The organism is Microbulbifer agarilyticus (assembly GCF_020171345.1).
In the GTDB taxonomy this organism is placed as follows: Bacteria; Pseudomonadota; Gammaproteobacteria; order Pseudomonadales; family Cellvibrionaceae; genus Microbulbifer; species Microbulbifer agarilyticus_D.
On the sequence record NZ_JAIUZM010000001.1, the window covers coordinates 1,691,016 to 1,717,573 of the forward strand.

Annotated in this window: 23 protein-coding genes; 10 read left to right on the top strand and 13 right to left on the bottom strand. The window is 59.3% G+C overall.

Going from position 1 to position 26,558, the window contains the following annotated elements:
* Positions 1-242: 242 nt before the first annotated feature.
* The 4 genes from accC to LCM31_RS07130 form a co-directional block, all read right to left on the bottom strand.
* Complete coding sequence (accC, locus tag LCM31_RS07115; protein ID WP_224868610.1) at positions 243-1,586, bottom strand: acetyl-CoA carboxylase biotin carboxylase subunit; 1,344 nt, start codon at positions 1,584-1,586, stop codon at positions 243-245.
* Positions 1,587-1,602: 16 nt separating this feature from the next.
* On the bottom strand, positions 1,603-2,073 hold the full coding sequence (accB, locus tag LCM31_RS07120) for an acetyl-CoA carboxylase biotin carboxyl carrier protein (RefSeq protein WP_224868611.1): 471 nt from the start codon (positions 2,071-2,073) through the stop codon (positions 1,603-1,605).
* A gap of 66 nt (positions 2,074-2,139) precedes the next feature.
* Positions 2,140-2,577, bottom strand: a complete 438-nt coding sequence (gene aroQ, locus LCM31_RS07125; protein WP_224868612.1) for a type II 3-dehydroquinate dehydratase — start codon at positions 2,575-2,577, stop codon at positions 2,140-2,142.
* A gap of 412 nt (positions 2,578-2,989) precedes the next feature.
* Positions 2,990-4,870, bottom strand: coding sequence for a protein-disulfide reductase DsbD family protein (locus LCM31_RS07130; RefSeq protein WP_224868613.1), 1,881 nt, complete (start codon positions 4,868-4,870; stop codon positions 2,990-2,992).
* A gap of 191 nt (positions 4,871-5,061) precedes the next feature.
* On the opposite strand from LCM31_RS07130, the gene LCM31_RS07135 reads away from it, so the two are divergent.
* The 4 genes from LCM31_RS07135 (at position 5,062) to LCM31_RS07150 (ending at position 9,135) form a co-directional block, all read left to right on the top strand.
* Positions 5,062-5,787 (top strand): N-acetylglucosaminyltransferase, encoded by a 726-nt coding sequence (locus tag LCM31_RS07135; protein WP_224868614.1) that lies wholly within the window; start codon positions 5,062-5,064, stop codon positions 5,785-5,787.
* Positions 5,788-5,849: 62 nt separating this feature from the next.
* Positions 5,850-6,398: a copper chaperone PCu(A)C gene (locus LCM31_RS07140; protein WP_224868615.1), complete on the top strand. Its 549-nt coding sequence runs from the start codon at positions 5,850-5,852 to the stop codon at positions 6,396-6,398.
* Positions 6,399-6,472: 74 nt separating this feature from the next.
* Positions 6,473-7,051: a YajG family lipoprotein gene (locus LCM31_RS07145; RefSeq protein WP_224868616.1), complete on the top strand. Its 579-nt coding sequence runs from the start codon at positions 6,473-6,475 to the stop codon at positions 7,049-7,051.
* Positions 7,052-7,341: 290 nt separating this feature from the next.
* Entirely contained in the window at positions 7,342-9,135 is a 1,794-nt protein-coding gene (locus LCM31_RS07150; RefSeq protein WP_224868617.1) for a putative bifunctional diguanylate cyclase/phosphodiesterase, read from the top strand.
* 199 nt (positions 9,136-9,334) lie between these two features.
* On the opposite strand, the gene LCM31_RS07155 is transcribed toward LCM31_RS07150, so the two are convergent.
* Positions 9,335-10,339 (bottom strand): adenosine kinase, encoded by a 1,005-nt coding sequence (locus tag LCM31_RS07155; protein ID WP_224868618.1) that lies wholly within the window; start codon positions 10,337-10,339, stop codon positions 9,335-9,337.
* A gap of 354 nt (positions 10,340-10,693) precedes the next feature.
* Between LCM31_RS07155 and mrcB the strand changes: the two genes are divergently transcribed.
* On the top strand, positions 10,694-13,357 hold the full coding sequence (gene mrcB / locus LCM31_RS07160) for a penicillin-binding protein 1B (RefSeq protein ID WP_224868619.1): 2,664 nt from the start codon (positions 10,694-10,696) through the stop codon (positions 13,355-13,357).
* Positions 13,358-13,388: 31 nt separating this feature from the next.
* Here the strand turns inward: mrcB and hemB are convergent, their stop codons facing one another.
* The 5 genes from hemB to LCM31_RS07185 form a co-directional block, all read right to left on the bottom strand.
* The gene (gene hemB, locus LCM31_RS07165) at positions 13,389-14,399 is read right to left on the bottom strand and encodes a porphobilinogen synthase (protein ID WP_224868620.1); all 1,011 of its coding nucleotides are present in this window, start codon (positions 14,397-14,399) and stop codon (positions 13,389-13,391) included.
* Between the two features lie 12 nt (positions 14,400-14,411).
* Positions 14,412-15,695 (bottom strand): glutamate-1-semialdehyde 2,1-aminomutase, encoded by a 1,284-nt coding sequence (gene hemL / locus LCM31_RS07170; protein WP_224868621.1) that lies wholly within the window; start codon positions 15,693-15,695, stop codon positions 14,412-14,414.
* Between the two features lie 138 nt (positions 15,696-15,833).
* The gene (gene thiD / locus LCM31_RS07175; RefSeq protein WP_224868622.1) at positions 15,834-16,625 is read right to left on the bottom strand and encodes a bifunctional hydroxymethylpyrimidine kinase/phosphomethylpyrimidine kinase; all 792 of its coding nucleotides are present in this window, start codon (positions 16,623-16,625) and stop codon (positions 15,834-15,836) included.
* Positions 16,626-16,730: 105 nt separating this feature from the next.
* Complete coding sequence (gene hemJ / locus LCM31_RS07180) at positions 16,731-17,153, bottom strand: protoporphyrinogen oxidase HemJ (protein ID WP_224868623.1); 423 nt, start codon at positions 17,151-17,153, stop codon at positions 16,731-16,733.
* A gap of 72 nt (positions 17,154-17,225) precedes the next feature.
* The gene (locus LCM31_RS07185) at positions 17,226-19,046 is read right to left on the bottom strand and encodes a chloride channel protein (RefSeq protein ID WP_224868624.1); all 1,821 of its coding nucleotides are present in this window, start codon (positions 19,044-19,046) and stop codon (positions 17,226-17,228) included.
* Between the two features lie 123 nt (positions 19,047-19,169).
* On the opposite strand from LCM31_RS07185, the gene argC reads away from it, so the two are divergent.
* From argC to erpA, 4 genes are all read left to right on the top strand, one after another.
* Positions 19,170-20,225: an N-acetyl-gamma-glutamyl-phosphate reductase gene (gene argC, locus LCM31_RS07190; RefSeq protein ID WP_224868625.1), complete on the top strand. Its 1,056-nt coding sequence runs from the start codon at positions 19,170-19,172 to the stop codon at positions 20,223-20,225.
* A gap of 60 nt (positions 20,226-20,285) precedes the next feature.
* Entirely contained in the window at positions 20,286-21,029 is a 744-nt protein-coding gene (locus LCM31_RS07195) for a DUF6776 family protein (protein WP_224868626.1), read from the top strand.
* A 94-nt stretch (positions 21,030-21,123) separates the two neighbouring features.
* Positions 21,124-21,537, top strand: a complete 414-nt coding sequence (locus LCM31_RS07200; protein WP_224868627.1) for a bactofilin family protein — start codon at positions 21,124-21,126, stop codon at positions 21,535-21,537.
* Between the two features lie 130 nt (positions 21,538-21,667).
* Entirely contained in the window at positions 21,668-22,021 is a 354-nt protein-coding gene (gene erpA, locus LCM31_RS07205) for an iron-sulfur cluster insertion protein ErpA (RefSeq protein ID WP_010132281.1), read from the top strand.
* Positions 22,022-22,055: 34 nt separating this feature from the next.
* Here the strand turns inward: erpA and LCM31_RS07210 are convergent, their stop codons facing one another.
* Positions 22,056-23,180 carry an anhydro-N-acetylmuramic acid kinase gene (locus tag LCM31_RS07210; protein WP_224868628.1) on the bottom strand — a complete coding sequence of 375 codons (1,125 nt, stop codon included), beginning with the start codon at positions 23,178-23,180 and terminating at the stop codon, positions 22,056-22,058.
* Complete coding sequence (locus LCM31_RS07215) at positions 23,181-24,551, bottom strand: peptidoglycan DD-metalloendopeptidase family protein (RefSeq protein WP_224868629.1); 1,371 nt, start codon at positions 24,549-24,551, stop codon at positions 23,181-23,183.
* A gap of 363 nt (positions 24,552-24,914) precedes the next feature.
* On the opposite strand from LCM31_RS07215, the gene tyrS reads away from it, so the two are divergent.
* Positions 24,915-26,222, top strand: coding sequence for a tyrosine--tRNA ligase (gene tyrS, locus LCM31_RS07220; RefSeq protein WP_224868630.1), 1,308 nt, complete (start codon positions 24,915-24,917; stop codon positions 26,220-26,222).
* Here the strand turns inward: tyrS and LCM31_RS07225 are convergent.
* On the bottom strand, positions 26,170-26,558 hold a 389-nt coding region (locus LCM31_RS07225), incomplete at its 5' end, for a hypothetical protein (protein WP_224868631.1). The genes tyrS and LCM31_RS07225 overlap by 53 nt on opposite strands.

Below are 26,558 nucleotides of genomic sequence, written 5' to 3' on the forward strand. Positions count from 1 at the left end.
GTCCCGCAAAGCCCCAACAACAGCGGAGCCTTCGATTCGAACTTGGGTGCATTCTACTAGAGAGCGTGAGCTTACAGGGTAGGAAAGGTAAGTCTGAAGGCAAAGTGCCGGGGAAAGGCTTTCAAAAGCGTCGGCGACAGGGACGTCGCCGACGCAGCGTACAGGGATGTATTCACAGCGGTTTTGAAAGCCTTTCCCCGGTGCTTTGGCGCCACCGGATTGGCTTCAAACCCTCGAAAGAATTACTCGAGTCCGAGCTTCTTCTCTAGGTAGTGAATGTTCACCCCACCCTTGGCAAATTCCGCATCCCGAACCAAGTCTTCCTGCAAAGGAATGTTGGTTTTGATACCGGTGATGATGGTTTCGCTGAGGGCGACACGCATCCGCGCCAGTGCGGTTTCACGGTCTTCCGCGTGGGTGATGATCTTGGCGATCATGGAATCGTAATTGGGCGGTACCGAGTAGCCCGCGTACAGGTGGGAGTCCACACGTACGCCCAAACCACCGGGTGCGTGGAAATTTTCCACCTTGCCCGGGCTCGGGAAGAAGGTCTTCGGGTCTTCTGCGTTAATGCGACACTCGAACGAGTGGCCGGTGATCTTGATGTCTTCCTGTTTGAAGGAGAGCTTCTCACCCGCACATACGCGGATCTGCTCTTTAATCAGGTCAACGCCAGTCACCATTTCCGATACCGGATGCTCAACCTGAATACGGGTGTTCATCTCGATGAAATAGAAGCGCTCGTTTTCGTACAGGAATTCGAAAGTGCCCGCACCGCGGTAGCCGATATCAATACACGCCTGCACACAAGAGTCCTGCACTTCCTTGCGCACCGCATCCGGAATGCCCGGTGCTGGCGCTTCTTCCAGAACCTTCTGGTGGCGACGTTGCAGTGAGCAATCGCGATCACCAAAATGCACGGCGTTACCCTGCCCGTCGGACATCACCTGGATCTCCACGTGACGCGGATTCTGCAGGAATTTCTCCATATAGACGGTGCTGTCGCCAAACGCTGCAGCGGCTTCGGACTTGGTTACCGCGATGGAATTTACCAGCGCGCCTTCGCTGTGTACCACGCGCATACCGCGACCACCACCACCGGCAGCCGCCTTGATGATGACCGGGAAACCAATCTTGCGCGCGATTTCCAGGCAGCGTTCACCGTCGTCCGGCAGCGGGCCGTCAGAACCGGGTACCGTAGGTACGCCGGCTTTCTTCATCGCGGCGATTGCGGAAACCTTGTCGCCCATTAGGCGAATCACGTCCGCGTCCGGGCCAATAAAGGTAAAGCCGCTTTTCTGTACCTGCTCGGCGAAATCCGCATTCTCAGCGAGGAAGCCGTAACCTGGGTGCACCGCCACCGAATCGGTGATTTCCATCGCCGCGATGATCGCGGGGATATTCAGGTAGCTCTGGGGGGATGGGTTGGGGCCGATACATACGGCTTCATCCGCCAGGCGTACGTGCTTGAGGTCGCGGTCGACCTGTGAGTGCACCGCAACCGTGGCGATGCCCATTTCCTTACAGGCGCGCAGCACCCGCAGGGCAATCTCGCCGCGGTTGGCAATCAGAATTTTTTCAAACATGCGTAAACGCCCCCGCTCAAGAAATAACGACGAGCGGCTGGTCGAACTCTACCGGTTGGCCGTCTTCTACCAGAATTGCCTCAATGGTACCGGCCTTGTCCGCTTCAATCTGGTTCATCATTTTCATGGCTTCAACGATGCAGATGACGTCGCCAACTTTTACCTGCTGGCCAACCTTCACGAAAGGATCGGCACCTGGGCTGGAGGCTGCATAGAAGGTACCAACCATTGGGGACTTAACCGGGTGGCCAGTCAGTGCAGGGACCGCTTCTTCCGCGGGTGCGGCTGGTGCAGCGGCAGGCGCGGCGGGCGCCTGCGGTGCAACGGGCGCAGCGGCCATCGGCATTGCCATGTGTGGCATCTGTATCGCGGCGCCACTGGGGCCACGGCTGATGCGCACGGATTCTTCACCTTCTTTAATCTCCAGCTCGCCGATGTCGGACTCTTCGAGCAGTTCGATCAGTTTCTTGATTTTGCGGATATCCATAACAGTTCACTCTTGATCTTGTGTATACCGGTTCCCCGACACGCAGTCGGGAAATGAAAATCTTGTTCAGCCCAGTTGCTTGAGCGCAGCCCCCACGGCCAGCGTGTAGCTATCGGCGCCAAACCCACAAATCACGCCCTTGGCCAAATCGGACAGGTAGGAGTGATGGCGGAAAGACTCGCGGGCGTGCGGATTCGACAGGTGTACCTCGATAAACGGGATGGCTACACCGGCCAGGGCATCGCGCAGCGCCACACTGGTGTGGGTAAAGGCCGCAGGATTGATCACAATGATGTCCACCTTGTCGGCAAAGGCCTGGTGAATACGTGCCACCAGCTCACCTTCGTGGTTGCTTTGCAGGCTGTCGAATGCGCAGCCGGCCTCCGCACACTGCGCGCTGGCAGCTTCATCAATCTGGGAAAGGGTCGTGGAACCGTAGATTTCTGGCTCGCGGGTGCCCAGCAGGTTCAGATTGGGGCCGTGTAGCAAAAGCAGTTTAGCCATTCTGTGCCTCGGTAAAGCGCGCAAAATTGTGACTAAAATCGGGAAAAAGTCATGTAAGTTCCCGGAAAACCGCGTCACAAGGGGTGTTTGGCAAATTTCGCTTGGAGTTTGCCGTAAAAGTGACCCCCTGTCCATGCCTCAAATGACGAAAAAGAGACGTTGCGCGCAGTTCGCCGAAGTTAGCGACCTAATTGCCGTAGTTTTTCATGAAGAGGTGGCGTTTTCGCCAGCGTGAATGGCCACAATGGCGTTTTGGCCGAAAAGCGGGGTTCGGTTCTGCGGCGGCGGTTATAGCGAGGATGATGACGGCGAGGGAGATGGCGGAAGCGCTAGGGCAACCGATGAACGGCGCAGCTAGTTGGCTGCGCAGTAAGTTGGGGTTGCCGGTGGCGTCACCACCGGCAGTGGGGAGCTAGCGGGTGACGGACTCTGCGAGTCGCTCTTCGCTCACGGCGCTGTGCATAGCGGTTAGCAGACCGTCGCGGGTCAGGATTTGCGGCAGAATCTGTGGTTCACCGCCGCCCTCGGGAAACAGCAGGTATAGCGGTACGCTGGAGCGGCCATAGCGCGCGAGTAGCTCGGTGATTTGTGGGTCCTGGTTGGTCCAGTCTCCTTTCAGTGCGGTAATACCCAGATCTTCTACCGCCGCGGTAATGCGGTCGCTGGAAAGTACGACTTTTTCGTTCGCCAGGCAGGTGATGCACCAGGCTGCGGTCATATTGATCAGCACCGGGCGGCCTTCACTGCGCGCTGCTGCCAGAGCCTCTGGCGAGTAGGTCTGCCAGTAATCGCTTTTGTTCGCTTGAGACGGCTGGCCGGCATTGCTGTCGAGATTAGGCAGTACCCAAATGGCGCCGGCAACCGCGATCACCGCGGTGCTGGTGCGCAGCCAGGTCTTGCCAGTGGTGGCCGGGCGAGGCCACAGCCACAGGGCGAAGGCGATGGCGACCGCGCCGGCCAGAACCAGGGCAACACCGTCACTGCCGCTCTGGCGGCCCAGTACCCACAACAGCCAAACCGCGGTCAGGTACATGGGGAAGGCCAGCAGTTGCTTGAGCGTTTCCATCCAGGGGCCGGGGCGCGGCAGGCGCTGCGCCAGTGCGGGAATATAGGTAAGCAGCAAGAAGGGCGCCGCCATGCCGAAGCCGAGGGCGGCGAATACCGCGAGTGCCACTGGCGCGGGTTGGGTCACAGCAAAGCCCAGTGCCGAGCCCATCATGGGTGCCGTGCACGGGCTGGCCACGACGGTAGCCAGTGCGCCTGTGGAGAAGGAGCCGCCCAACCCTTTGCTTTCACTGTTGGCGCCGAGGCCCATCAGGCGACCACCGAGCTCGGTCAGTCCGGACAGGCTAAGACCCATGGCGAAAAACAGGTAGGCCAATGCCGCAACCACTACCGGTGACTGCAGCTGGAAGCCCCAACCGACGGCCTCCCCTGCGGTTCTGAGGGCCAGCATCAGAGTGGCAATCAGCAGGAAGGTTGCGACCACGCCCGCGGTGTAAGCCCAGCCGTGCAGTCGCTGGCGGTCGCCACTATTGGTAATGGTCAGCGCCTTAATGGACAACACCGGGAAGACGCAGGGCATCAGGTTCAGCAGCATGCCACCACCAAAAGCCAGCGCCATGGCCAGTAACAGGCTGGAGAAAAGGGTGCTGCCGGCGCTGCCGGCGAGGGGCGCAGAGCTGCCGCTTGGCGCACCGCCGGGACTAGAGCCCAGACCACCACTACCTTCGGCAGGAGTGGCGGTTTTTTGCACCAGATCCAGCTCAAAATTACGTGTTTGCGGCGGATAGCACAGGCCGGCATCCGCGCAGCCCTGATAGTTCACCTGCAGGCGGGCCTTACTGGTTCCCGCGGGCAGCGCCAGCGGAACTTCCAGCTGCCAGCGATACACTTCGGTTTCTTTTTCGAAATAGTCGTCCCAGATCACCTCGCCGCTTTCCAGCGAGAGCGGCAGTTCGGTTTTGTCTTCGCCGTTCAGTAGGTAGACCGATAGCTTGTCTCGGTACAGGTAATATTCCGGGGCGATTTGGAACAGGGCGGCCGCATCCGTGTCATTTAACAGGACGTCCAGCTGGTAGGCTTCGTCCACTGGCAGGAAGTCGTCCTGACCACCACTGAGCGCGGCGAACGGATTCTCCTGTTGTGCGCTTGCCGGAGCGCTCAGCAGCACGCTGCACAGCAATGCCGCCAGCAGAGCTATTGCGGCCCCCAGCTGGCTGAGTGGCGAGCGCTGCCTGTTCGACGGGTGGTGCGGATAAATTTCTCGCATGCCGGAAGTGTTCGCAGTCATCGGTAATAAAATTCTTTATAGTCGGGTCAGATTGGACTGTTATTGCAAGCCGTCGTTCCCCGGTTGCAGGGGGCGGGCTCAGGTTGGATTCTGGCGTTTGCCGCAACCTGTGCATGATTGCGCTGGCAGTATAACGGTGGTGTCGGTACAAAAAAACAACAGTTGCTCCAGTGGGTGACTGCTGCAGGGAGGTGGGTATCAGAAAGTTGAAGGCGGTCACTGTTTTCGCAACCGGTGCGGTTGTGCTGCTGGCAGGGTGTGCGACGCCGCCGCCTCCAGCGCCGCAAGTGGTCGTGCCACCGGCGCCCACGGGCCCCAGCCCGGAAGAGGTACGCCAGCGCACCATCCGCCACTTTCTGACGCGTGCGGAAGTGGCACAGCGCGAGGGGTTTATCACGATGCCGGCCGGTGCCAGCGCCTACGATTTTTATCTGCAGGTACTGCAACTGGACCCCGGTAATACCCAGGCCAAGGCGGGCATCCAGACCCTGGTGATGCATCAGGTGGACCGGGCGCGCGATGCCTTGCGCCGGCGGTCCTTCGGGCAGGTCAACAGCCTGCTAAATACGGCGGACGAAATTGCGCCCGGCAACCCCTTATCAGCGGAGGTGCGCGCGCAATTGCAGCGCGAGCAGCAGCGTGCCCGGCAGGATGTGACTTTGGACGGGCCCGGTGCACAGACTGTGGCACTGCCGCCAGCCGAGCTGTCGGCGCGCTCGGAGGCCATGGTGCAGATGCTCGCGACGACCGCCCAGCGTATCCAGCAGCATCAGTTGCGGGTGATTATTGTTGCGCGCGACGATGCAGAGGGGCGCTGGATCTACAGCCAGTTGCGCCAGGCGGTGCCCGGATACCGGGTTCGAGGCGACATAAAGCTCGGCAATCCACCGCGTTTACTGTTACAAAAGAGTCGTTAAGCCACGCGTGCCAGAGTGTGGGGTGGGCGTTTCGCAACCTATATCTATGGGGGGAGTCGATAATGAAAAATAATCACGCAGTGACTGGCCTGTTGCGGGGCATAGTTCTGCTGTCTTTGTTTGCTGCTGGCGCGATACACGCAAGCGAGTCGAGCGGCCAGCGGACTGTTGAGCAACTCAGCGCCGTCGGCTACGCCCGGGAAATGCCTCCGGGTGCGCCAATGGGGGCCGCCTACCTGGCGCTGCAAAATTTGTCCGCGAGCGAATATGTGCTTGAGCGCATCGAGTTGCCCGCCCATCCAGAGGGTCGTGTGGAGCTGCACACCACCCTGCATGAGGGTGGTGTAAGCAAGATGCGTGCTCTGGAGAAGCTCGCCTTGCCGGCGCAGGCTTCCATAGAGATGCGTCCCGGTGCCACGCATCTGATGGTGCATGGCGTGCGACTGAAAGCTGGAGCACAGCTGCCGGTGAAGCTCGTATTTGCTGACGGCAGCAGCTACCAATTCTCGCTTCCGGTATTGGAACCTAATGATGTACTGCCTGCGGGAATGAGCACGGAGGTGGAGCAGGAAGGTCATCATCACCATCACGGGCACCATGGGCATGGTTAACGTGTAACAGAATCCCTAACTGAAATATATATTGCCGCTGTTTGCGGCCCTTACTGATAAAAAAGGAGCCTTTTATGAAAACACTGCTTGCGATATTAGCAACAGGTTTTGCGGTCATGCTGGGTGGCTGTGCGCACAGCCCGGTGCAGGTTGAAATCAAGCCGCAGGTGAGCGTTGCCGTGGATAATATCGGAGCGGGTTATACCCTTTCCGCCCGTGGTGCCAATCAACTGAGCAACGACGGCCTCGGTTCGCTGGGTGGTATCTACTCCGATTCCTCAAATGTGACCCTGGCCAATAACATTGACCGGGCGATTGCCGATGCGCTGTATCAGGGGTTTGAAGCCTGGTCATTCCGCGCCGTGGAAGGCGGCGGCGATGTGCAGGTGGTAGCGACTCTAACCGACTTGCGCTACACCAGCCCGAACAAGCTCTATACCACCAAAGTCGACTCTGGCGCGGCGATTCAGCTGCAGGTCACGGTAAAGGGCGCTACATTTTTTGGTAATTACAGCACCAGTGGTAAAGACCGCAACCTGATCAAGCCGAGCAAGGAAGAGGTGCAGAGCACCATTAACCAGCTGCTGAGCGCTACTTTGCAGCGCGCGTTTGAAGATGAAAAATTAAAGTCGTTCTTGCGCCAGCACCTGTGATGGGTGGGGTTGGTTTTGTGCTGGCCTGAAAATATTTCCTAAAAGTTTGTGAATTTACACACAATTTGTAACAGGGAGTGCCCAAGGGTTACCGCGCCAGCGCGGAAATCGGTATTATTTTGAGAAGTTTGTTTTCGCTCGGAAATTGTCACCAATCCGGTGTACAGTTAATTCCGTACGCAATGCATTCGTTACGGTAAGTGGTTGCGCCGCTCTGAGCATCCTGGCATCTGGCCGTTGCCGTGTTGTAGAAGCGGGCCACTTGCACAGGCGATTGAACTGGATGTCCCTTGACTGAATTTGATTCTCAAAATGCCACCTTTCATGGTCAGCTCGATGCATCGACGCCTGATATGGCGCCCAGTGCACAGATGAGCCCGGCTGCTGCCGAACTGGCGCTGGCGGAAGTGGCCGATGGCGTAGTGATTACCGATCGTTATGGCCGCATCCGTTACAGCAACCCACTCGCTGGCGAGCTGTGCGGCAGCCTTGTGGGCTTGCTGCCCGGTCAGATTTTGTCGGAATGTCTCAGTCTTGAAGATGATGAGGGTGTGGCATTAGACCTGGCCCTAAATACAGGTGACGCTGCCGCGGAAGTGGTGCCAAGCCGTCGCGAGCTTCGCGCCAACTTGCGCAGGCAGGGGCAGCGGGGCGCGCACAGTGAGGCAGACCTGGTTGAAATCAGTGTTCAGATAAACAGTGTCAAAGACGGCGTGAGCCTGGATGGTTATGTCGTGGTTCTGCGGCACACGTCGGAAGCACGGCGTATTTCTTCCCGCCTCAGCTGGCAAAGCAGTCACGATACGCTCACGCGCCTTCCCAATCGTCAGACATTTGAGCAGGCCCTGCAGCAATTGCTCAATCGGGATGCCGGCCCGCGCCAGCATCATATCCTGCTGTATCTCGATGTCTATCAATTCAAAGTGGTCAACGACACCCTCGGCTACAACGCCGGCGACGCGCTGCTGGTCGCCATAGCAGGCATCCTTACCCAGTGTCTGGGCAAGAACGATTTATTGGGGCGCGTGGGCAGCGATGAATTTGCTCTGTTGCTCCGCGATTGCACGCTGGAAGAAGCCAAGCGTATCGTCACGCGCCTGCGCGAGGCGGTAAATGATTTTGTATTCGAGTGGGAAACCAGTGAAACCCACCCTGCCCTGTCCATCGGTGCGGTGAGTGTGGACGCCCATGCACCACCCTCCAGTCAGCTACTGGCAACTGCCAATGATGCGTGTAGTGCGGCCCGGGAACAGGGGCGCAACCGGGTGAAATTCTTTGGTGATTCGCGCAAAGCGCTGGAGAAACGCCGTGAGGGCACCTGGTTGGCAGAGATCCATGCGGCAATCCGCGATGATCGGCTGATGCTCTATCGCCAGCCCGTGGTCGCACTGCAGGAAAAAAACCGGATTCATCACTACGAAGTACTGGTGCGCATGCGTGGGCGCGATGGCGACATAATATCTCCGGGGCTATTTTTACCGGCCGCGGAACGCTACGGTATTATCGATGAACTGGATCGCTGGGTGATTCGCAAGATCTTCAAGTACATGGCACTTGAGCAGAGCAGCGGCGCGGTTGGTTTCCATTATGCGATCAATGTTTCCGGTATCAGCCTTGGTGATGAGTATTTTGCGGATTTTGTGCTGCGTGAGCTAACGGATACGGGCGTTGCGCCGTCGCGGGTACAGTTTGAAATTACCGAAACCAGTGCGATCAATAACCTGGATCGTGCGCTGATGTTTATTCACAAGTTGCGCGCGGCCGGCTGCAGTTTTGCGCTGGATGATTTTGGCCGCGGCGCTTCCTCACTGGCGTATTTGCGTCAGCTGCCGGTGGATTACCTGAAGATCGACGGCTCCTTTGTGCGCAATATGCTGGAGGATGAAATCGACAGTGCGATGGTGAGTACGGTGGACCACCTGGCCAAGCGTATGGGGATCAGCACCATTGCGGAATTTGCTGAAACTCCGGAGCTACTGGAGCGGCTGCGTTTGATGGGGGTGGATTACGCACAGGGGTTTGGTATTGCCGCTGCGGCCTGCCTGCCCGAGATCAGCGGGCCGCGCCCGACGTCTGTGGATTGATCGATTAATTGGCCGTTTGAGTAGCTCTGAATTTCCGGCGGTGGCGCCAAGGCGCTGGGCAAGGGTTTTCAGGGGCGGGCGAGGCGCCCCCCCCCTTTGTGAATACGTCCATCTACGCTGCGTCGGCGACATTCCTGTCGTCGATACACCTAAAAAGCCTTGTCCGGCGCTTTGTCTTCGTGTCTTGTTTCTTAGCTGCTCAAGCGTTTGCCGTTTGCTCCAGCAGTTCTTTGTGCTGCTCCGCGCGCAAGCGCGGACCATACTGACTCACCACCTGCGCTGCCGCCCGGCAGGCCAGTTCACCGGCATCGGTAAAGCTCATCCCGCGGTTGATCCCATACAGGAAGGCGCCCGCAAACATGTCGCCGGCACCGTTGGTGTCGATGGCGTTTACCTTCGGGCTGGATACGCGGTATTCCTGTTCGCCGTCCCACAGCAGTGCGCCGTCGGCGCCCAGGGTGATGGCGAAAGCTTTGCTGTGCTTGCGCAGGGTCTGCGCGGCTTCCTGCAGGGAGTCGGTAGCGCAATATTGCAGGGCTTCGTCACGGTTGCAGAACAGCAGGTCGACGCCACCGCCGATCATTTCTTTCAGGCCGTCGTGGAACAGTTGCACCATCATGGGGTCGGATAAGCTCAGAGCGGTTTTTACGCCGCTGGACTCGGCCTGTTCGCGCAGGGCAATGGCGGCACCGCGACCGGTGGGTGACGACACCAGATAGCCTTCGATGTAAGCCCAGCGGGACTGCGAGAGCGCATCGCTGTCGAGTTCATTGACTGACAATTCGGCGCTGATACCCAGATAAGTATTCATGCTGCGCTCAGCGTCGGGGGTGATCAGTACCAGGCATTTGCCGGTGGTGCCCACAGCGGCGTTGTTCAGAACCTCCGGGTAGTTCACGCCTGCTGCGGTCAGGTTGTCGCGGTAGAAGTTGCCGTTGGCATCGTCTGCGACCTTGCAGGAGTAGAAAGTGTCGAGGCCGAAGTAGCTTGCTGCAATGATGGTATTGGCCCCGGAGCCGCCGCAGGCGTGGCTGGCGGTGACCAGATGGTTTTTGAGGTCGTCCACCAGCTGTTGCTGGCGTGCGTCGTCCACCAGGGTCATGACCCCTTTATCCACGCCGAGGGTCTTCAGGTCGCTGTCGGTGACTTCAATTTCCGTGTCGAGCAGGGCGGCGCCAATGCCATAGAGTTCATACTGGTGCATGGGGTCGGGAGTCCGTGATTATTTGGCTGGTGAATTTGGGAATGCGCGCATTATGGCGGCCACCCGGTCGAGTGCAAGTTTAGCGCTCGCTGAGCGCTGCGGTTGTTTCCACAGCACACTAGGCGGTGGCGCATCGTGACCCATTGGGTTTGACTTGTGTGCGGCCGACCTTATAAATGCCGCCTATAACAGCTTATGGTGCGGCTGGGCTCCAGACGTATACGGCTGAGTGTATACAAGTTAAGGGTATACACGCGGGCCGCAAGTGATTAAGTCGCCGTGCCGGCCCAGCGCATGTGCTGTTAGCGAATTATTTTACGTTCCTGTGAAGTTTCAAGAGTTACCCGGATATCTATGCCAGCAACAAAACGTCGTACCCAGAAAAAGCGCGCTAACCGAAAAGAGGGGCGCCTGGGCCGTTGGATCAAGCGGCTGAGCTTGCTGGCCTTGCTCGGTGTGTTGGTGCTGGCCGGCTATATGGTGTGGCTGGATATGCAGCTGCGCGAGCGTCTCGACAGCCGCCAGTACCAGTTGCCTGCACGCGTGTTTGCGCGGCCGCTGGTATTGCAGGAAGGCATGGTGATGCGCCCGGATGAGTTGGAGGCAGAGTTCTCTGCGCTCAACTACAAACAGGCGTCGCCCGTGGATGAGCCCGGCCAGTGGCAACGGGAAGGCATGGAATACGTGGTGTGGCGTCGTGATTTTGTCCATCCGGACCGCCGCGAACGGGAGGCCAAGGTGCACTTCCGCCTGCGCAATGACGAGTTAACCAATCTGCGCGACGAAAGTGGCGCGGCGCTGGAAGAGTTCCGCCTGGATGCGGCGCCCATCGGCACCTTGCTTGGTGGGGGTGACGACCGCACGCCGGTGCGCATTACCGAAATTCCACCGTTACTGGGTGCCACGCTGATTGCCGTGGAAGACCAGGATTTTGCCCATCATTTCGGGGTTTCCCCTCGTGGTATTGCTCGCGCCATGGTGGCCAACTTGCAAGCGGGCACCGTGGTGCAGGGCGGTTCAACCATCACCCAGCAGCTGGTGAAGAATATTTTCTTCGATCACAAGCCGAGCCTGTGGCGAAAATTCAATGAAGCCCTGATGGCGATCCTGATGGAGGTCCATTACGACAAGGCCTACATCCTGCAGGAATACATCAATGAGGTGTGGCTGGGTCAACAGGGCAGCCGCGCAATTTATGGCTTTGGTCTGGCGTCGGAGTTTTATTTTCACAAGCCTCTCAACCAGTTGGAACCGCATCAAATGGCTTTGCTGGTTGGGCTCGCCAAGGGCGCTTCCTACTACAACCCCTGGCGACACCCCAAGCGCGCGCTGGAGCGCCGCAATATCGTGCTCGATGTGATGCAGGAGCAGGGGCTGATCAGTGAGCAGGACCTGCAACGGCTCAAGGCCAAGCCGCTGGAAGTGGCAACCAAAGGTGCAGCCGCGCAGAACCCCTATCCCGCGTTTACCGAGCGCCTTCTTGAAGAGCTGCGCCCGTATTACTCCGTGGAAGAGCTGCGCACCGCCGGCCTGCGGGTTTACACCACGCTTGCGCCATCGGTGCAGAAACTGGCAGAGGACGCGATTAGCCAGGGTGCCGACAAGCTGGAAAGTGACCGCAACATCGAGGCCAACTCGTTACAGGGGGCCACGGTAATTCTGGAAAATCACAGCGGTAATGTGTTGGCGATGGTGGGCGACCGCCGCCCCCACTATCCAGGGTTTAACCGCGCTCTGGAAGCAAATCGTCAGGTTGGCTCACTGATCAAGCCCGCCATCTATCTGACGGCGCTGGAACGGCCGCACGAATTTAACCTGGCCACGCTCATCGACGATGCACCCATTCGCGAAGTGGCGGCCGACGGCCAGGTGTGGATGCCCGCGAACTTTGATAACCGCAGCCATGGCCAGGTACCGTTGTATGTGGCGCTGTCGCGTTCCTACAACCAGGCCACCGCGCGTTTGGGGTTGGATCTGGGTATCGAAAATGTGCGCGAGACGATTCGTCGGCTGGGCGTCGAAGCGACTTTGCCGCGGGTGCCTTCGCTGTTCCTGGGGGCGGTAGAAATGACCCCCTTCGAGGTGGCCGGCATGTACCAGACTATGGCCAATGGCGGAGAACATGTGGAGCCGCGTACCTTGTTGGCGGTGTCCGACGCAGTGGGCGATCAAGTGCAGCGCTTCCGCCCGAAAATGGACCGCGGTGTGGATGCGGTGCCGATCTATTTACTGCGCTACGGACTGGAACAGGTGATGCGTGAGGGTACCGGTAAGAGTGCCTATCGCCGCTTGCCCAACAGTGTCCCCTTTGCCGGCAAAACCGGTACTACCAACAATTACCGCGACAGCTGGTTTGCCGGATTTAGCCCGGGAGTGACGGCGGTGGTGTGGCTTGGCCGCGACGATAACGAGCGCACCGAGCTGACCGGCGCGACCGGCGCATTGACGATCTGGACCGATATCATGCGCAAGCTGCCCCATCGTCATGGGCGCATTCAGGCGCCCCGTGGTGTCGAGTGGAAGCCGGTGAACCAGAAAGGGGAGTACATGGACCCGCGGCACTGCGAGGGTGGGCGCGAAATTCCAGTGTCGGTTGAAAGCCGCCTGAAGACCGATCCCCGCTGCGAGCGCCGTGGCTGGTTCCGCAATTGGTTTGATCGCGACGACGAAAATGTGGCACCGCGAGAAGATATGAGTCCGGGCTGGGGCATTGATCCGGAGCAGCAACGCCGCGAGCAGATGCAGGAGCAGCGCGAACGCGAACAGCAATTGCGCGAGCAGCTGGAGCGCGAAGAGCAGCTTGGCCCGGAACAGTATCAGCAGATTCCACCAGATGAGGCGGAGCGCTTGCGCCGCCTTGAGGAGTCCGCGCGTTTGCAGGAGCAGCGTTATCAGGAAGAAGAGCGGCGCGCCCAGGAAGAGCGGCGCCGGCTAGATGAGCGCCAGCGTCGCAGCGGTGTGCCGGTGGAAGATGCGCAGCCCTGGCCACCGCAGCAGGAAGAAGATCAGTGGCCCTGACGCTGGTTGGTCGGAGCGCTTGAGTCGTTAATTACCCCTGTAACAGGCGCGCAGCCTCTTCCGCAAAATACGTGAGTACACCATCGGCGCCGGCGCGTTTGAATGCCAGCAGGGATTCGAGAATCACGGCGTCGCGATTCAGCCAGCCATTTTCGAACGCCGCGCAATGCATGGCGTATTCACCGCTGACCTGATAGGCAAACGTCGGCACCTTCAGCTCGTCCTTTACCCGTCGCACCACGTCCAGATACGGCATGCCCGGCTTCACCATAATCATGTCGGCGCCTTCCGCCAGATCCAGCGCGCACTCGTGCAGCGCTTCGTCGCCGTTGGCCGGGTCCATCTGATAGCTGAACTTGTTGGCGCCCTTCAGGTTGCCGGCGGAGCCCACCGCATCGCGAAACGGCCCGTAGTAACTGGACGCGTATTTGGCGGCGTAAGACATGATCTGGGTGTTGGCGTGGCCATCCCGTTCCAGCGCGGCGCGCACTGCGCCGATACGCCCGTCCATCATGTCGGACGGCGCGACCACATCGGCGCCGGCCTCCGCGTGGGACAGGGCCTGCTGTACCAGCACTTCCACGGTATCGTCGTTAACGATATAGCCCGCATCGTTCATCAGGCCGTCCTGGCCGTGGCTGGTAAACGGGTCCAGTGCCACATCGGTAATCACACCGAGTTCCGGTGCGGCGTCCTTGAGTGCGCGCACTGCGCGCTGGGCCAAGCCATCTTTGTCGTAGGCGGCGCGCGCGTCGTCGGATTTCGCCGACGGGTCTACCACCGGGAACAGTGCCACCGCCGGGATACCGAGTAGCACTAATTCTTTGGCCTTGGCGGTGAGCAGGTCGACACTCAGGCGTTCCACGCCGGGCATGGAGGCCACTTGCTGGGTCTCGCCGCGGCCCTCGATCACGAACAGTGGCAGGATCAGGTCATCACGGCTCAGGCGGTTCTCCCGCACCAGGCGGCGGGAAAACTCGCTGGCGCGCAGGCGGCGCGGGCGGCTGTGCGGGAACTGTCCACGGTGGGAAGTGAAGCTCATGGCAGTTCTCGCTTATTTCAGTTTGGCGAAGACGTTTTTCGCCGCGTCGATGGTGGCTTCGATATCTTCGTCGGAGTGCGCCGCGGACATAAAACCGGCTTCATAAGAGGCCGGTGCCAGGTACACACCTTCTTCCAGCATGCCGTGGAAGAAGCGGTTGAAGCGGTCGGTGTCGCACGCCATTACCTGCTGGTAGTTGGTGACCTGGTCGGCGTCGGTAAAGAAGAAACCGAACATGCTGCCGACTTTATTGGCGGTCAGCGGAATGTCCGCCGCCTTGGCGGCATCCAGCACGCCTTCCACCAGCCGGTCGGTCTTGGCTGTCAGTTCCTCGTACAGGCCCGGCTCTTGAATCAGCTGCAGGGTTTCCAGTCCCGCCACCATGGCCATGGGGTTCCCGGACAGGGTGCCGGCCTGGTACACCGGACCCAGTGGTGCAATCTGCTCCATGATTTCGCGCTTGCCGCCGAAGGCGCCTACCGGCATACCGCCGCCAATGACCTTGCCCAGGGTGGTGATGTCCGCGTCGATGCCGAAGTGCCCCTGTGCGCCGGTCAGGCTCACCCGGAAACCGGTCATTACTTCGTCGAGAATCAGTACCGCACCGGACTGGTCACACACCTCACGCAGGGCTTCCAGGAAGCCGGGAATCGGCGGGATGCAGTTCATGTTACCGGCAACCGGCTCCACGATAATGCACGCGATCTGATCGCCAATTTCGGCGAAGCACTTTTTCACACCTTCAATATCGTTGTAGGTGAGGGTGATGGTGTGGTCTGCCAGTGACGCGGGCACGCCCGGGGAGGACGGTACGCCCATGGTCAGCGCGCCGGAGCCGGCTTTTACCAGCAGGGAATCGGAGTGGCCGTGGTAGCAGCCCTCGAACTTCACGATCTTGTCGCGGCCGGTGTAGCCGCGCGCCAGGCGGATGGCGCTCATGGTGGCTTCGGTACCGGAGTTTACGAAACGCACCAGGTCCATGTTCGGCCATACACGGCACAGCTCTTCCGCCAGCTCGGTTTCCAGTTCGGTGGGCGCGCCAAAGCTCAAGCCGGACTGGGCCTGCTCCACGACCGCGTCGATCACTTCCGGGTGGGCGTGACCCAGCACCATCGGTCCCCAGGACTGTACGTAGTCGATGTAGCGTTTTTCATCCGCGTCATACAGGTAGGCGCCTTCGGCGCGCTCGATAAATACCGGAGTGCCGCCCACTGCGCGGAAGGCGCGCACCGGCGAGTTAACGCCGCCGGGGATGACTTTCTGGGCTTCGGCAAAGAGAGTTTCGGACTTGCTCATAGAAATACAGATACCGGGTAGGGAGCGGTGATGGGAGCACCGGGATGAAAATTTGCGCGTATTATCCGCGCCCCGGCCGCGCACCGCAAACCGCGCGAGGGTGCCGCACCAGGGTTCTATGAGCGGGTAGGGGAATGGTCAGTCTTTACAGGCCCAGAACAGCCGGTTGGGTACCGGTCGTCCCATGCCGAGGCGTCGGCTGTCGGCAATGGCGCTCCAGGTAAATTGCTGGCTGCGATTCACCGCTTCCAGCATGTTCAAGCCGTGGGCTATGTGACAGGCGATCGCCGTGGTCAGGGTCCCGCAGACACCATAGGCTGCTGGCTGCAGGCGTTTCCAGTGGAATTTACGAATCAGGCCGCGTTCGTCGTAGAGGCGATTTTCCAGTTGTTGATCTTCCGCCGGCACCCCGGTCAGCAACAGGTAGCGACAGCCGCTTTCCAGCAGCTCCTGGGCCTGGGCGTCGTAGACGTCGGCCTCGCCGGCCATGGCGCGGGCTTCGCGTCTATTAGGCGCGACCAGGGTGGCAAGCGGCAGTAACAGATCACACATCGCACGCCACAGGGGCGGCGCCAGCAGGCTTTCCTTGTCTGCCAGAGTGGCATCGGGGTCGATAATCAGCGGGATATCCGGGTAGTCGCGGAGCACGCTGTGCATGGCGTGCACATTCTCGACCGAGCCGAGATAGCCGATTTTGATGGCCGCCACCGGCATATCTTCGAGAACCGCTCGGGCCTGCTCTACCAGCAGGCTGTCGTCCACCGGGGCGACGCCGGCGAGTTCGCTGGTGTCTCCCACCGTAATCGCCGATACCACCGAGGCGCAGTGGCACCCCAGGCTTGCGGCCGTTTCCGTATCTGCCGCAATACCGGCGCTGCCGCTGGGGTCGTGGTGGGTGACGGTGAGGACGACTGGCTGTTGCGTATCCATGGGCCTTCGGGAATCTTTGGCAGGTATCCTAATTCTAGCTGCGTCACTGGGTGTGACAGTGCGGCGAGGAGGGCTCATGCGCCCCTGTGCGGGACGCGTGGCGGCTTAAAACGGTTTCACCACCGCGAGAATCACAATCGCGATCAGTGCCAGCACCGGCAGCTCATTGAATACGCGGAAAAAGCGCCCGCTTTTGGTGATGTTGTCGACGGCAAACTTTTTCACGAAGCTACCGCAGATGTGGTGATAGCCGATCAGCAGTACCACCAGGGTGAGTTTGGCGTGCAGCCAGCCAGCAGACTTGTAGTAGTCCGGGTTGTAGGTAATCAGCCAGATGCCAAAAATCAATGTCGCTAGCATGGAGGGGATGGCGATACCCCGATACAGGCGGCGCTCCATGATCTTGAAACGGTCTTTACTCAGCGCATCGGTAGCGTCCACGTGGTACACAAACAGGCGCGGCAGGTAAAACAGCGCGGCAAACCAGCACACCATGGCAATAATATGAAAGGCTTTGACCCACAGCATTGAGGCTCCTTACCCCGCAGGGTTTGTTGTTACCATTTTGGCTTATTGTTGATCAGTGTCCTATAGCGAGGCTCACTGGCGGTAATAATGTTCTATATGCTGGGGCAAGATAATACCCGCCACATCACAGTTGCGTACACCCGGACTGCCCTGATCGTAATCCCGGCCAATATACAGCGCGCCCACATCTCGTCGTTCCAGCGTTTGCTGTGCTTCCAGTAGGGTGGCGCGCCAGCTAAGCGGGGCCATTTCCAGGCGCTCGCCGGGCAGGCGCAACAGATCGATCTTTTCTTCTTCTGCGAGGTTTTGCTCTTTGTCCTCGGGTTCTTTCTGCGGGCGCTGGAGGAAATGTGCCAGGTCCGCGGTACGCAACGCCACCGCGCTGCCTTCGGTGTCGACCAGCAGCCAGGCGGGTTTCTGGTCGATCAGACGCTGAGCCTGTGATTGGTCCAGTAACTGTGGGGCTACCGCGATGCCCCGCTCCATTGCGCCTGCCACGCCTACGCGGCTCAGCATTTGCGCCCGCCAGCTGGGGGTGCCACTTTTGCCGAGGGCGCGCAGCGATTCCTGATAAATACCATCGGTGGCAAACAGCTGGCGGCTCACCAGGCAGGCAACAACGATGGATAGCATGGCGGGGAATAGCACGTTGGCGTTGTAAGTCAGCTCGAGAATGGCCAGCAATGCCGCCAGCGGCGCGTTCAGCATGGCGGCCATCATCGCGGCCATGCCCACCATCGCGTAGAGGCCCGGGCTGGCAGTGGCCTCACCCAGCAGAAGGTTCGCCAGGTGGCCGGCGGCACCACCGATGCAGGCGCCGAGAATCAGGCTGGGGCCAATAACCCCTCCGGGGATACCGAGCCCGATTGCCAGGGATGTGGCAGTGAGCTTTGCCAGCACAATGATGGTCAGTGCGGCAACGCCGATTTGCCCGAGCATGGCCAGCTCCATGGTGTCGTACCCGGTGCCGAGTACCTCGGGAATCCAGATGGCCAGTAGCCCGGTGGCCGCGCCGGCAACGGTGAAACGCAGCAGGGGCGAGTATTTTTGCTGGAGGGGCACCAGTGTGCGCTGGCTGATGATAAACAGCGAGGCGAGTGCGCCAATTGCCAGGGCGCACGCAAACAAAATGGGCAGCTCTGCCAGTGATTGCAGTTGCGACGGAGGCACGTTGAACATGGTTTGGTGCCCAAACGCAAGGCGTGTGGCCGCGCTGCCGCTCACCGCCGCGATCATTACCGGCAGGAAGCCCGCTACCGTGTATTCCAGCATCACCACTTCCATGGCGAAAATTACCCCGGCCAGGGGGGTGTTGAAGGACGCCGCAATAGCCGCAGCAACCCCGCACGCGAGCAGGGTGCGTCGGGCGTTATTGGGCAGGCGCAGGCGCTGCGCCACCCAGCTGCCGGTGGCGGCTCCTAAGTGAACGGAAGGACCTTCGCGGCCAATGGACTGGCCACTGAGCAGCGCCAGGGCGCCGCCAAAGAACTGCAGAATCGCGTTTTTGGTGGGCATCTTGCCTTGGTGGTTGTGCAATCGGTCCAGCACGTGGACCACGCCAACCGGGCGCCCGGAGGGTGCGATCCAGTGGAATATCAGCCCGAGAATCATCGCGCCGACTAGGGGCAGCATGAAGCGCCACTCGGGAGAGAGGGACTCGAAGTCCTCCAGTTTCGGCAGATACAGGATGGCTGGGCCTTCACTGAGTTGCCGGAACGCGATAATCACCAGCCCCGCGCAGATACCGATAACCAGCGCCAGGAGTACCAGCGTAGAGAGGGCTTGCTGTGCGGAAAGTTCGAGTTGCAGGCGGTCGAGAAACTGCGGCCTGCGCAGGCGAGAAAGTGCGGATGCGAAGCGAGATGGGGGTTTCGACTGCGTTCTGCGCCGCACGGTTAATCCTTTAATCTGAGTGGCTTATGGTAGAGTGCACGGCTCATTATACAGGGGACGTGGCCCGCCAGTAGGGTGCCCCGCAAAGGATAGAGACCAGCAGGCAGTAAAAGGAGCAAGATCGTGAGTGTCATCAAGGCGGCAATCGTAGGTGGAACGGGTTATACCGGCGTGGAGTTGCTGCGCCTGTTGGCTGGCCACAGCGGCGTAGAGGTGAGCGCGATTACCTCCCGTGCCGAGGCGGGCACTGCGGTGGCGGAACTCTTTCCCAGTCTGCGTGGTCATTACGATTTGAAATTTACCGCACCAGACGTGGATACCCTGGCGGCGTGCGATGTGGTGTTTTTTGCCACACCACACGGTGTTGCCCAGGCACAGGTGCCGGCGCTGATTGCACGCGGTGTGCGGGTCATCGACCTGTCTGCGGATTTCCGCATACTGGACATCTCTACCTGGGAAGACTGGTACGGCCAGCCGCACGGCTGCCCGGAGTTGGTGCCGCAGGCGGTATACGGCTTGCCCGAGGTCAATCGAGACCAGATTGCCGGCGCCCAGCTGATTGCCTGCCCGGGCTGCTACCCGACCGCGGTGCAACTGGGTTTGCTGCCGCTGCTGGAGGCCGGGCTGGTCGAGCCCACCGGGATCATCGCCAACGCCGCCAGTGGCGCCAGTGGTGCCGGTCGCCAGGGCAAAACAGACCTGCTGTTCGCGGAGAACAATGATACCTTCCGCGCCTATGCGGCCGGTGGGCATCGTCACCTGCCAGAGATTGAGCAGGGGCTTGGTCGCGCTGCCGGTGGCCCGGTAGAGCTGACGTTTGTACCGCACCTGCTACCCATGGTGCGCGGCATCCACGCGACCCTGTACGCCAAGTTGAAGGACGCCGCCGCGGCGGCCAGTGCACAAGAGGCGCTGCAGCAGCTGTTCGAGCGGCGTTACGCAGCGGAGCCGTTTGTGGATGTGATGCCGGCTGGCAGCCATCCGCAGACCCGCAGTGTGAAGGGCACGAATATGTGCCGGCTGTCGGTAATGCGTCCCCAGGGCCGCGATACGGTGGTGGTGCTTTCGGCCATCGACAACCTGGCCAAGGGCGCGTCTGCGCAGGCAATCCAGAACATGAACATCATGTTTGGCTTAAATGAGAACCAGGGGCTAGAGAGCCCAGCACTGCTGCCTTAGAATCGGCAGCAGTGGCACAATAGAAAAATACACGACACGGCTACAACACGAATCAATCTCATGGCGCGCAAAGTTAAAGGCAGCAAGCAGTACCGTATGAAAGTGGTGCCCCACCGGCCCATCCTGCATGGCGTATTTTCCGTCCTGGGGGTGAGTTTGCTTGTGCTGTCCACGAGTGCCGGCGCTTTTTTTGCCGGTCAGTACCAGATTAGTAAGAGTCTGGATGAGAAGTCTCGTGCCCACGCCCGCGCGCTGGACGAGGTCGACCATCTGCGTGCGCAGATCGAGACCCTGCGCATCCGCGCCACCACTGCCGAGCAGTCGGTGACTATTGGCGAGCAGGCCAGCGAATCGGTGCGTTCCGAGCTGGTAAGCAAGGACAGCCAGATCGCCGAACTGCGTCAGGAGATCGCCTTTTATCGCGGAATCATGGCTCCCGCTGAGGGCAGCGAGGGCGTATCCATTGGCCGCTTCAGTATTTCTGAGGCGGGCGACCGGCGTTATCAGTACAAGCTCCTGGTCCAGCAGTCTGCCGCCCGTCACCAGGTGGTGACGGGAGCCGTACGCTTTACTATTGTTGGACAGACGGATGGCGAGGCCCGCCGCTATGCATTGGCGGACCTGTCACAGCAGGTGGAAAGCGAGTCCATCCCGCTGCGATTCAAGTATTTTCAGAATATCGAGGGAGAGCTGCAGTTGCCGGAAGGCTTCGTGCCGGAAGGTGTAGAACTGTCGCTCAAATCCAGTAAGCGCAAAGGATTCAATATTGATCAGCGCTATGGCTGGCTGGTGCAGCAGAGCTGATTTGCTGAGTGCGCACATGGCGCGTTTGGAGCGACCAGACTCCATCCAATTCATGAGGTTCGGTTGAATTATGTTGAAAAAGAAAGAGAAAACTATGGCTAGCACTGGCGGCAACAGCACCACCCTGATTGCGAAACACACCGAAGTAACCGGCGACCTGCATTTTCGCGGCAACCTGGTGGTTGAAGGTACCGTAAAGGGAAATATCAGCGCCCACAGTGACAGCGATGCGCGTCTGCAAGTGGTTGACGGTGGCACCATCGAAGGTGAAATCCGCGTTCCCAATGTCGTGGTAAACGGCAATGTGAAAGGTGATGTGCACGCCAGTGGCCACCTGGAGCTGGCCTCCAAGGCGATGGTGGAAGGTAATGTGCACTACAAACTGATCGAGATGGTAAAAGGCGCCCAGGTAAACGGCTCGCTGGTATCCAATGTGGACATGGATACAGCCAGTGAACCGCGCATGCTTGGCTTCAGCGCTGACGAAACGGTCACCGACGCAGACTAATCTGCAAACTCGGCTGGTGAAACCCGGCAAATGGGGTAATACTTGACCCATTTGCTGGGTTTTATTCATAATGCGCCCAGTCAGAGCGCCCACATAGGGTTGGGGCTGCAAACTGTGTCGAGTAAATTCTATGTCTGAAGCTGTTTCCTTTTCTCCCGAACCTATCCAGGTGACCGAACAGGCCGTTGCCAAGGTGAAGGGATTGCTGGAAGAGGAAGGGAACCCGGAGCTGAAGCTGCGGGTTTTCGTCACCGGTGGTGGCTGCTCAGGGTTCCAGTACGGGTTTACCTTTGATGAGCTGGTGGCCGAAGACGACGCGGTAGTGGAAAAAGATGGTATTCAGGTGTTGGTGGATGCCATGAGCTATCCGTATCTGGTTGGCGCCAGTGTCGACTACGAAGAGGGGCTGTCTGGCTCGCGCTTTGTGGTGCAGAATCCGAACGCATCCTCTACCTGTGGTTGCGGTTCTTCCTTCTCAATCTGATCGCTGACCTGCGTATCAGATCCCTTCCCGCCACTCAGGCGGGAAAGATCCCCCCAAGTACGGTTTCCCTGCTCGCTCCGGTCACTGCCGGGCAATTGCCATTCAGCCCCAGAATGGTCTGGCGTGCGAGCCACGCAAACCCGGCACCTTCCACCCAATCTGCATCGATCCCGTAATGGTCTGTGGGTGCCACCGTCCAGGTGGGCAGGCGTCTGCGCAGGCGTTCCATCAGGTCGCCGTTGCGCGCGCCACCACCGCATACCAGCAGCTCACCGCCCCGGGCAAACTCGTGCACACCATTGGCGATGGTGGCCGCGGTGACCTCGGCCAGGGTTGCCTGCACATCCACCGGGGTCAATTCGAGCCCGGCGCAGGCCATCTCGAGCCAGTTGGGGTTGAAGGCCTCGCGCCCGGTGCTTTTGGGCGCCGGCGCCGCAAAGAAGGGGTCGTTCAGTAAGCGGTTGAGTAACTCCGGGTGCGGATTCCCAGTGGCGCCCCATGCCCCATCGGCATCGTAGGCCTTGCCGCGATGCAGCTTGACCCAGTAATCCAGCAGCGCATTGCCCGGACCGGTATCGTAGCCGCGCACACCGCCATCGGCGGCCAGCTCGGTGATATTCGCCATACCGCCAATATTCACCACGGCACGATCGCGGTCGGCGCGAAATACCGCATTATGGAATGCCGGCATCAACGGTGCGCCCTGGCCGCCTAGGGCCATATCCCGGCGGCGGAAATCGGCCACGGTGGTGATGCCGGTTTCCGCAGCAATGGTATTGGGGTCACCGAGCTGCAGGGAGAATGGGGTCGATACAGAGCCCGGCGGGCGGTGGCGCACGGTTTGGCCGTGGCTGCCGATGGCGCGCACCTGTTGCGGCTGGATGTTCGCCTGGCGCAACACGGCAAGGGTGGCGGCGGCAAATTCCTGGCCCAGCTGGCGATCCAGCTGCCCGGAACGGTCTAGCTCGGAGGGGCCGGGTGCGCACAGGGCGAGGATGGCTTCGCGCATTTCCGTGGAAATGGGATGGCCGATCGCCGCGCGGGTTTTGCAGTGTAGTTGGCTGCCAGAGGGGGAGGTTGATTCAGAAAATTCGACCAGCACCGCGTCGATACTGTCGACGCTGGTGCCGGACATCAGGCCAATGTAGAAGTCCGTCATTCAGTTTACGGAGTCCTGCTCATCGTTATTTTGTGCAAGGGCGGGTTGTTCAAAGCGTTGCAACTGTGCCAGCAGTGGTTGGGTCTGGGCCAGGAAACGGTCCATTTCTGAGCTGGCGACGGCCTTGGCCTTGGGCAGCTTGCGTACAATGGTTGCAGGGTTGCGGTGGTGGCCATCGACCAGGAACTCGTAGTGCAGGTGCGGGCCGGTGGCATAGCCGGTAGAGCCGACGGTACCAATTACTTGGCGCTGCTTGACCCGTTGGCCGCGTTTTACATGACGTTTGTGCAGGTGTAGGTAACGCGTGATGTAACGCTCACCATGCTGGATAAACACGTAGTTGCCATTGCCCTTGGTGTAGCCTGCCTTGATCACGCGGCCATCACCGGCGGAATATACCGGCGTGCCACGCGGCGCAGCGTAATCGGTACCGTTGTGCGGGCGACGCGTCTTGAAGATCGGGTGCAGGCGGCGCGGGTTGAAGTGGGAGCTGATGCGACCGATGTCCACCGGGGTACGGATGAATGCCTTGCGCATGCTTTTGCCATCTGGGGTGTAGTAATTCACGTCCCCGTTGCTGTCTATGTAACGAACCGCGCTGAAGGTCTTGCCCTGATTGGTAAAGGACACCGCCTGAATGGCGCCGTTGCCAATCTTCTCGCCATCGATAAACTCTTCATCGAAAACCACGCTGAACTTGTCGCCCTTGCGAATATCCAGTGCAAAGTCGATGTCCGAGCCGAAGATGTCGGCCATCTCCATGATCAGGTTGTTGCTGAGGCCGGCCTTGCTGCCGTCCACAAACAGCGAGCTGTTGATTTCCGCCTGGCGAAATGCAGTGTAGCGTTCGGCTTCGCGTGTGTGCAGAGCGTACTTGTACTCGTCGGAGCTATCGCGGCTGAATTCAACCTTACTGAGGCGATCCCGGTGCAGCTCGAGGGTCTGCAGGCTGCCCTCACCGTCAATCTGGAAGGTGAGTTCCTCGCCCGGCACCAGTTTGGCCAGTTGTTTCGCTTCTTTGCCGCTCGACAGCAGCTGGTACATTTCCGCGCTGCTAACGCCGGCACGCTGGAATAGGTCAGACAGTGTATCGCCGTTGCGCACGGTCTCCTGTACCACGCGCAAGCCTTCCATAACGCTCGTGCTGCCCGCAGTCTCTGTTTCGAGCTCCGGCGTCGATTGTTCGGTCAATACTTCCGCGTGGCTCAGGGTCACCGGCAGTGGCGTTCGCTTCGCCTCGACTTCCGGTGGCGAAATAAACAGGACGAGGGCGAGGGCGAAACTCGCCGCACCGGCGGCAACGGCGTGGGTGCGCGGGAAATGCTTGCCCATAGCGCCGATCAGGCGCTCGTTTTTGCGTCGATTTTGCATGGTTCTATATAGAAGTAGCGCTGACAGTGGTATTTGTTGGGTTTGGGTCAGACGTGAAGCGTTGCGCCGCAGGCCTGTGATCGTCTAAAAAACGAACACCAAGGCGACTTTATAACAAAATTTACGCCGTCGTTCACGGGGTAATTGACCTGTCTGATCAAGATTCAGTTCCTCCATGCGGTCATTAAAGGCTTCCGAGCAGCCATGGGCCCACCATTGCAGCCCACCGGGTGCGCCCTGCCGCATAACCGCCTCAAGCTTGTATTTACCGCTGGATTCGGTACATTTGCAGCCCAATTTTTGGCCGCCGAAACCTTCTTTGGCGGCTTACTGAGACATCTGATTTTACCGCAAGGGGATACCATGGCCGGAGTGGACGCGACACTACTGGAAGATCTCACGCGCCGCGGGCTGGTCAATCAGGCCACCGGTGACGGCGAACTCGAGCTGCATCTGGCAGAGCAAAGTCGCACTCTATATTGTGGTTTCGATCCCACGGCGGATTCCCTTCATATAGGCAGTTTAGTCCCGCTGCTGACCCTCAAGAGGTTTCAGGCGGCAGGTCACCGACCGATTGCACTGGTTGGCGGCGCAACCGGCCTTATTGGCGACCCTTCCTTCAAAGCACAAGAGCGTTCACTGAATACCCCGGACGTGGTTTCCAGCTGGGTCGAGAAAATCAAAGCCCAGGTCAGTGCTTTCGTCGATTTCGAATCCGGCGACAATGCGGCATTGGTCGCCAACAACCTGGACTGGACCAAAGACCTGAATGTGCTCGATTTCCTGCGCGATGTCGGTAAGCACTTCTCTGTGAACAATATGGTGAACAAAGAGTCCGTCAAGCAGCGGATTCAACGCGAGGGAGAGGGTATCTCCTTCACTGAATTCGCCTATATCCTCCTTCAGTCCATGGACTTCTCCGAGCTATACAAGCGCCACGAGTGCACCCTGCAAATCGGTGGTTCGGACCAGTGGGGCAATATTACCGGTGGCGTCGACCTCACCCGTCGCCAGCACCGCGGCAAAGTCTTTGGTTTGACCCTACCGCTGGTCACCAAGGCCGACGGCACCAAGTTCGGCAAGACCGAGAGTGGCACCATCTGGCTCGACCCCAAGCGCACCTCACCATATGCCTTCTATCAGTTCTGGCTGAATACTGCCGATGCGGATGTGTACAAATTTTTGAAGTACTTCACCTTCCTGAGTGTCGATGCCATTGATGCACTGGAGCAAGAGGATGCTGAGCGCGCCGGTCGCCCGCAAGCGCAGGGCGTGCTCGCCAAGGAAGTGACCCGTCTGGTACACGGTGATGAAGGTCTTGCTGCAGCCGAGCGGATTTCTCAGGCACTGTTCTCCGGCGGTATCGAAGATCTCTCCGAAGGCGATCTGGAGCAGCTGCGTCTCGACGGCCTGCCCAGTTCCGAGCTGCCGGCCGACTTCGGCGAGCAAAGCCTGATTCAATTGCTGGTGGATGCGGGCATGGCACCTTCCGGTAAGCCAGTAAAAGATGCACTTGGCCGCAGTGCCGTACTGGTAAATGGCGAAGGCATTGGTATGGACAGTAATGGCAACCCGGCGTCTGTGTTTGTCGTCGAGCGTGCTCTGCATAACAAGTACTTTATTGTTCGCCTGGGTAAGAAGAAGTACCACTTGTTTTACCGCGCGAATTAATCGCAAGTTGATCCCTAATTGAACGAAAATTGCCGGAAAAAATCTTTTTTGCAGTTTTGTCATAAAAGTACTTGCGTACCCCCCGGCAGATTCGTATAGTTCGCGCCCTCGCTGCTGCAGCGGCAACGCAAAGCGCGGCGGGGAAGCTAAGTAAGCTTTTGATTTTCAAAGATTTTTCTTCGAAAACATTTTTAAAAAAACCTTGCTTCAGCGGATCGGATGTGTAGAATACGCGTCCCACAGTGATGGCCAAGCGCTGCACTGAGTTGTTTAAAAATTCGATCAAGCAATATGTGTGGGTGCTTGCGGAGCGACGGATCGATACAGATGTCCCAA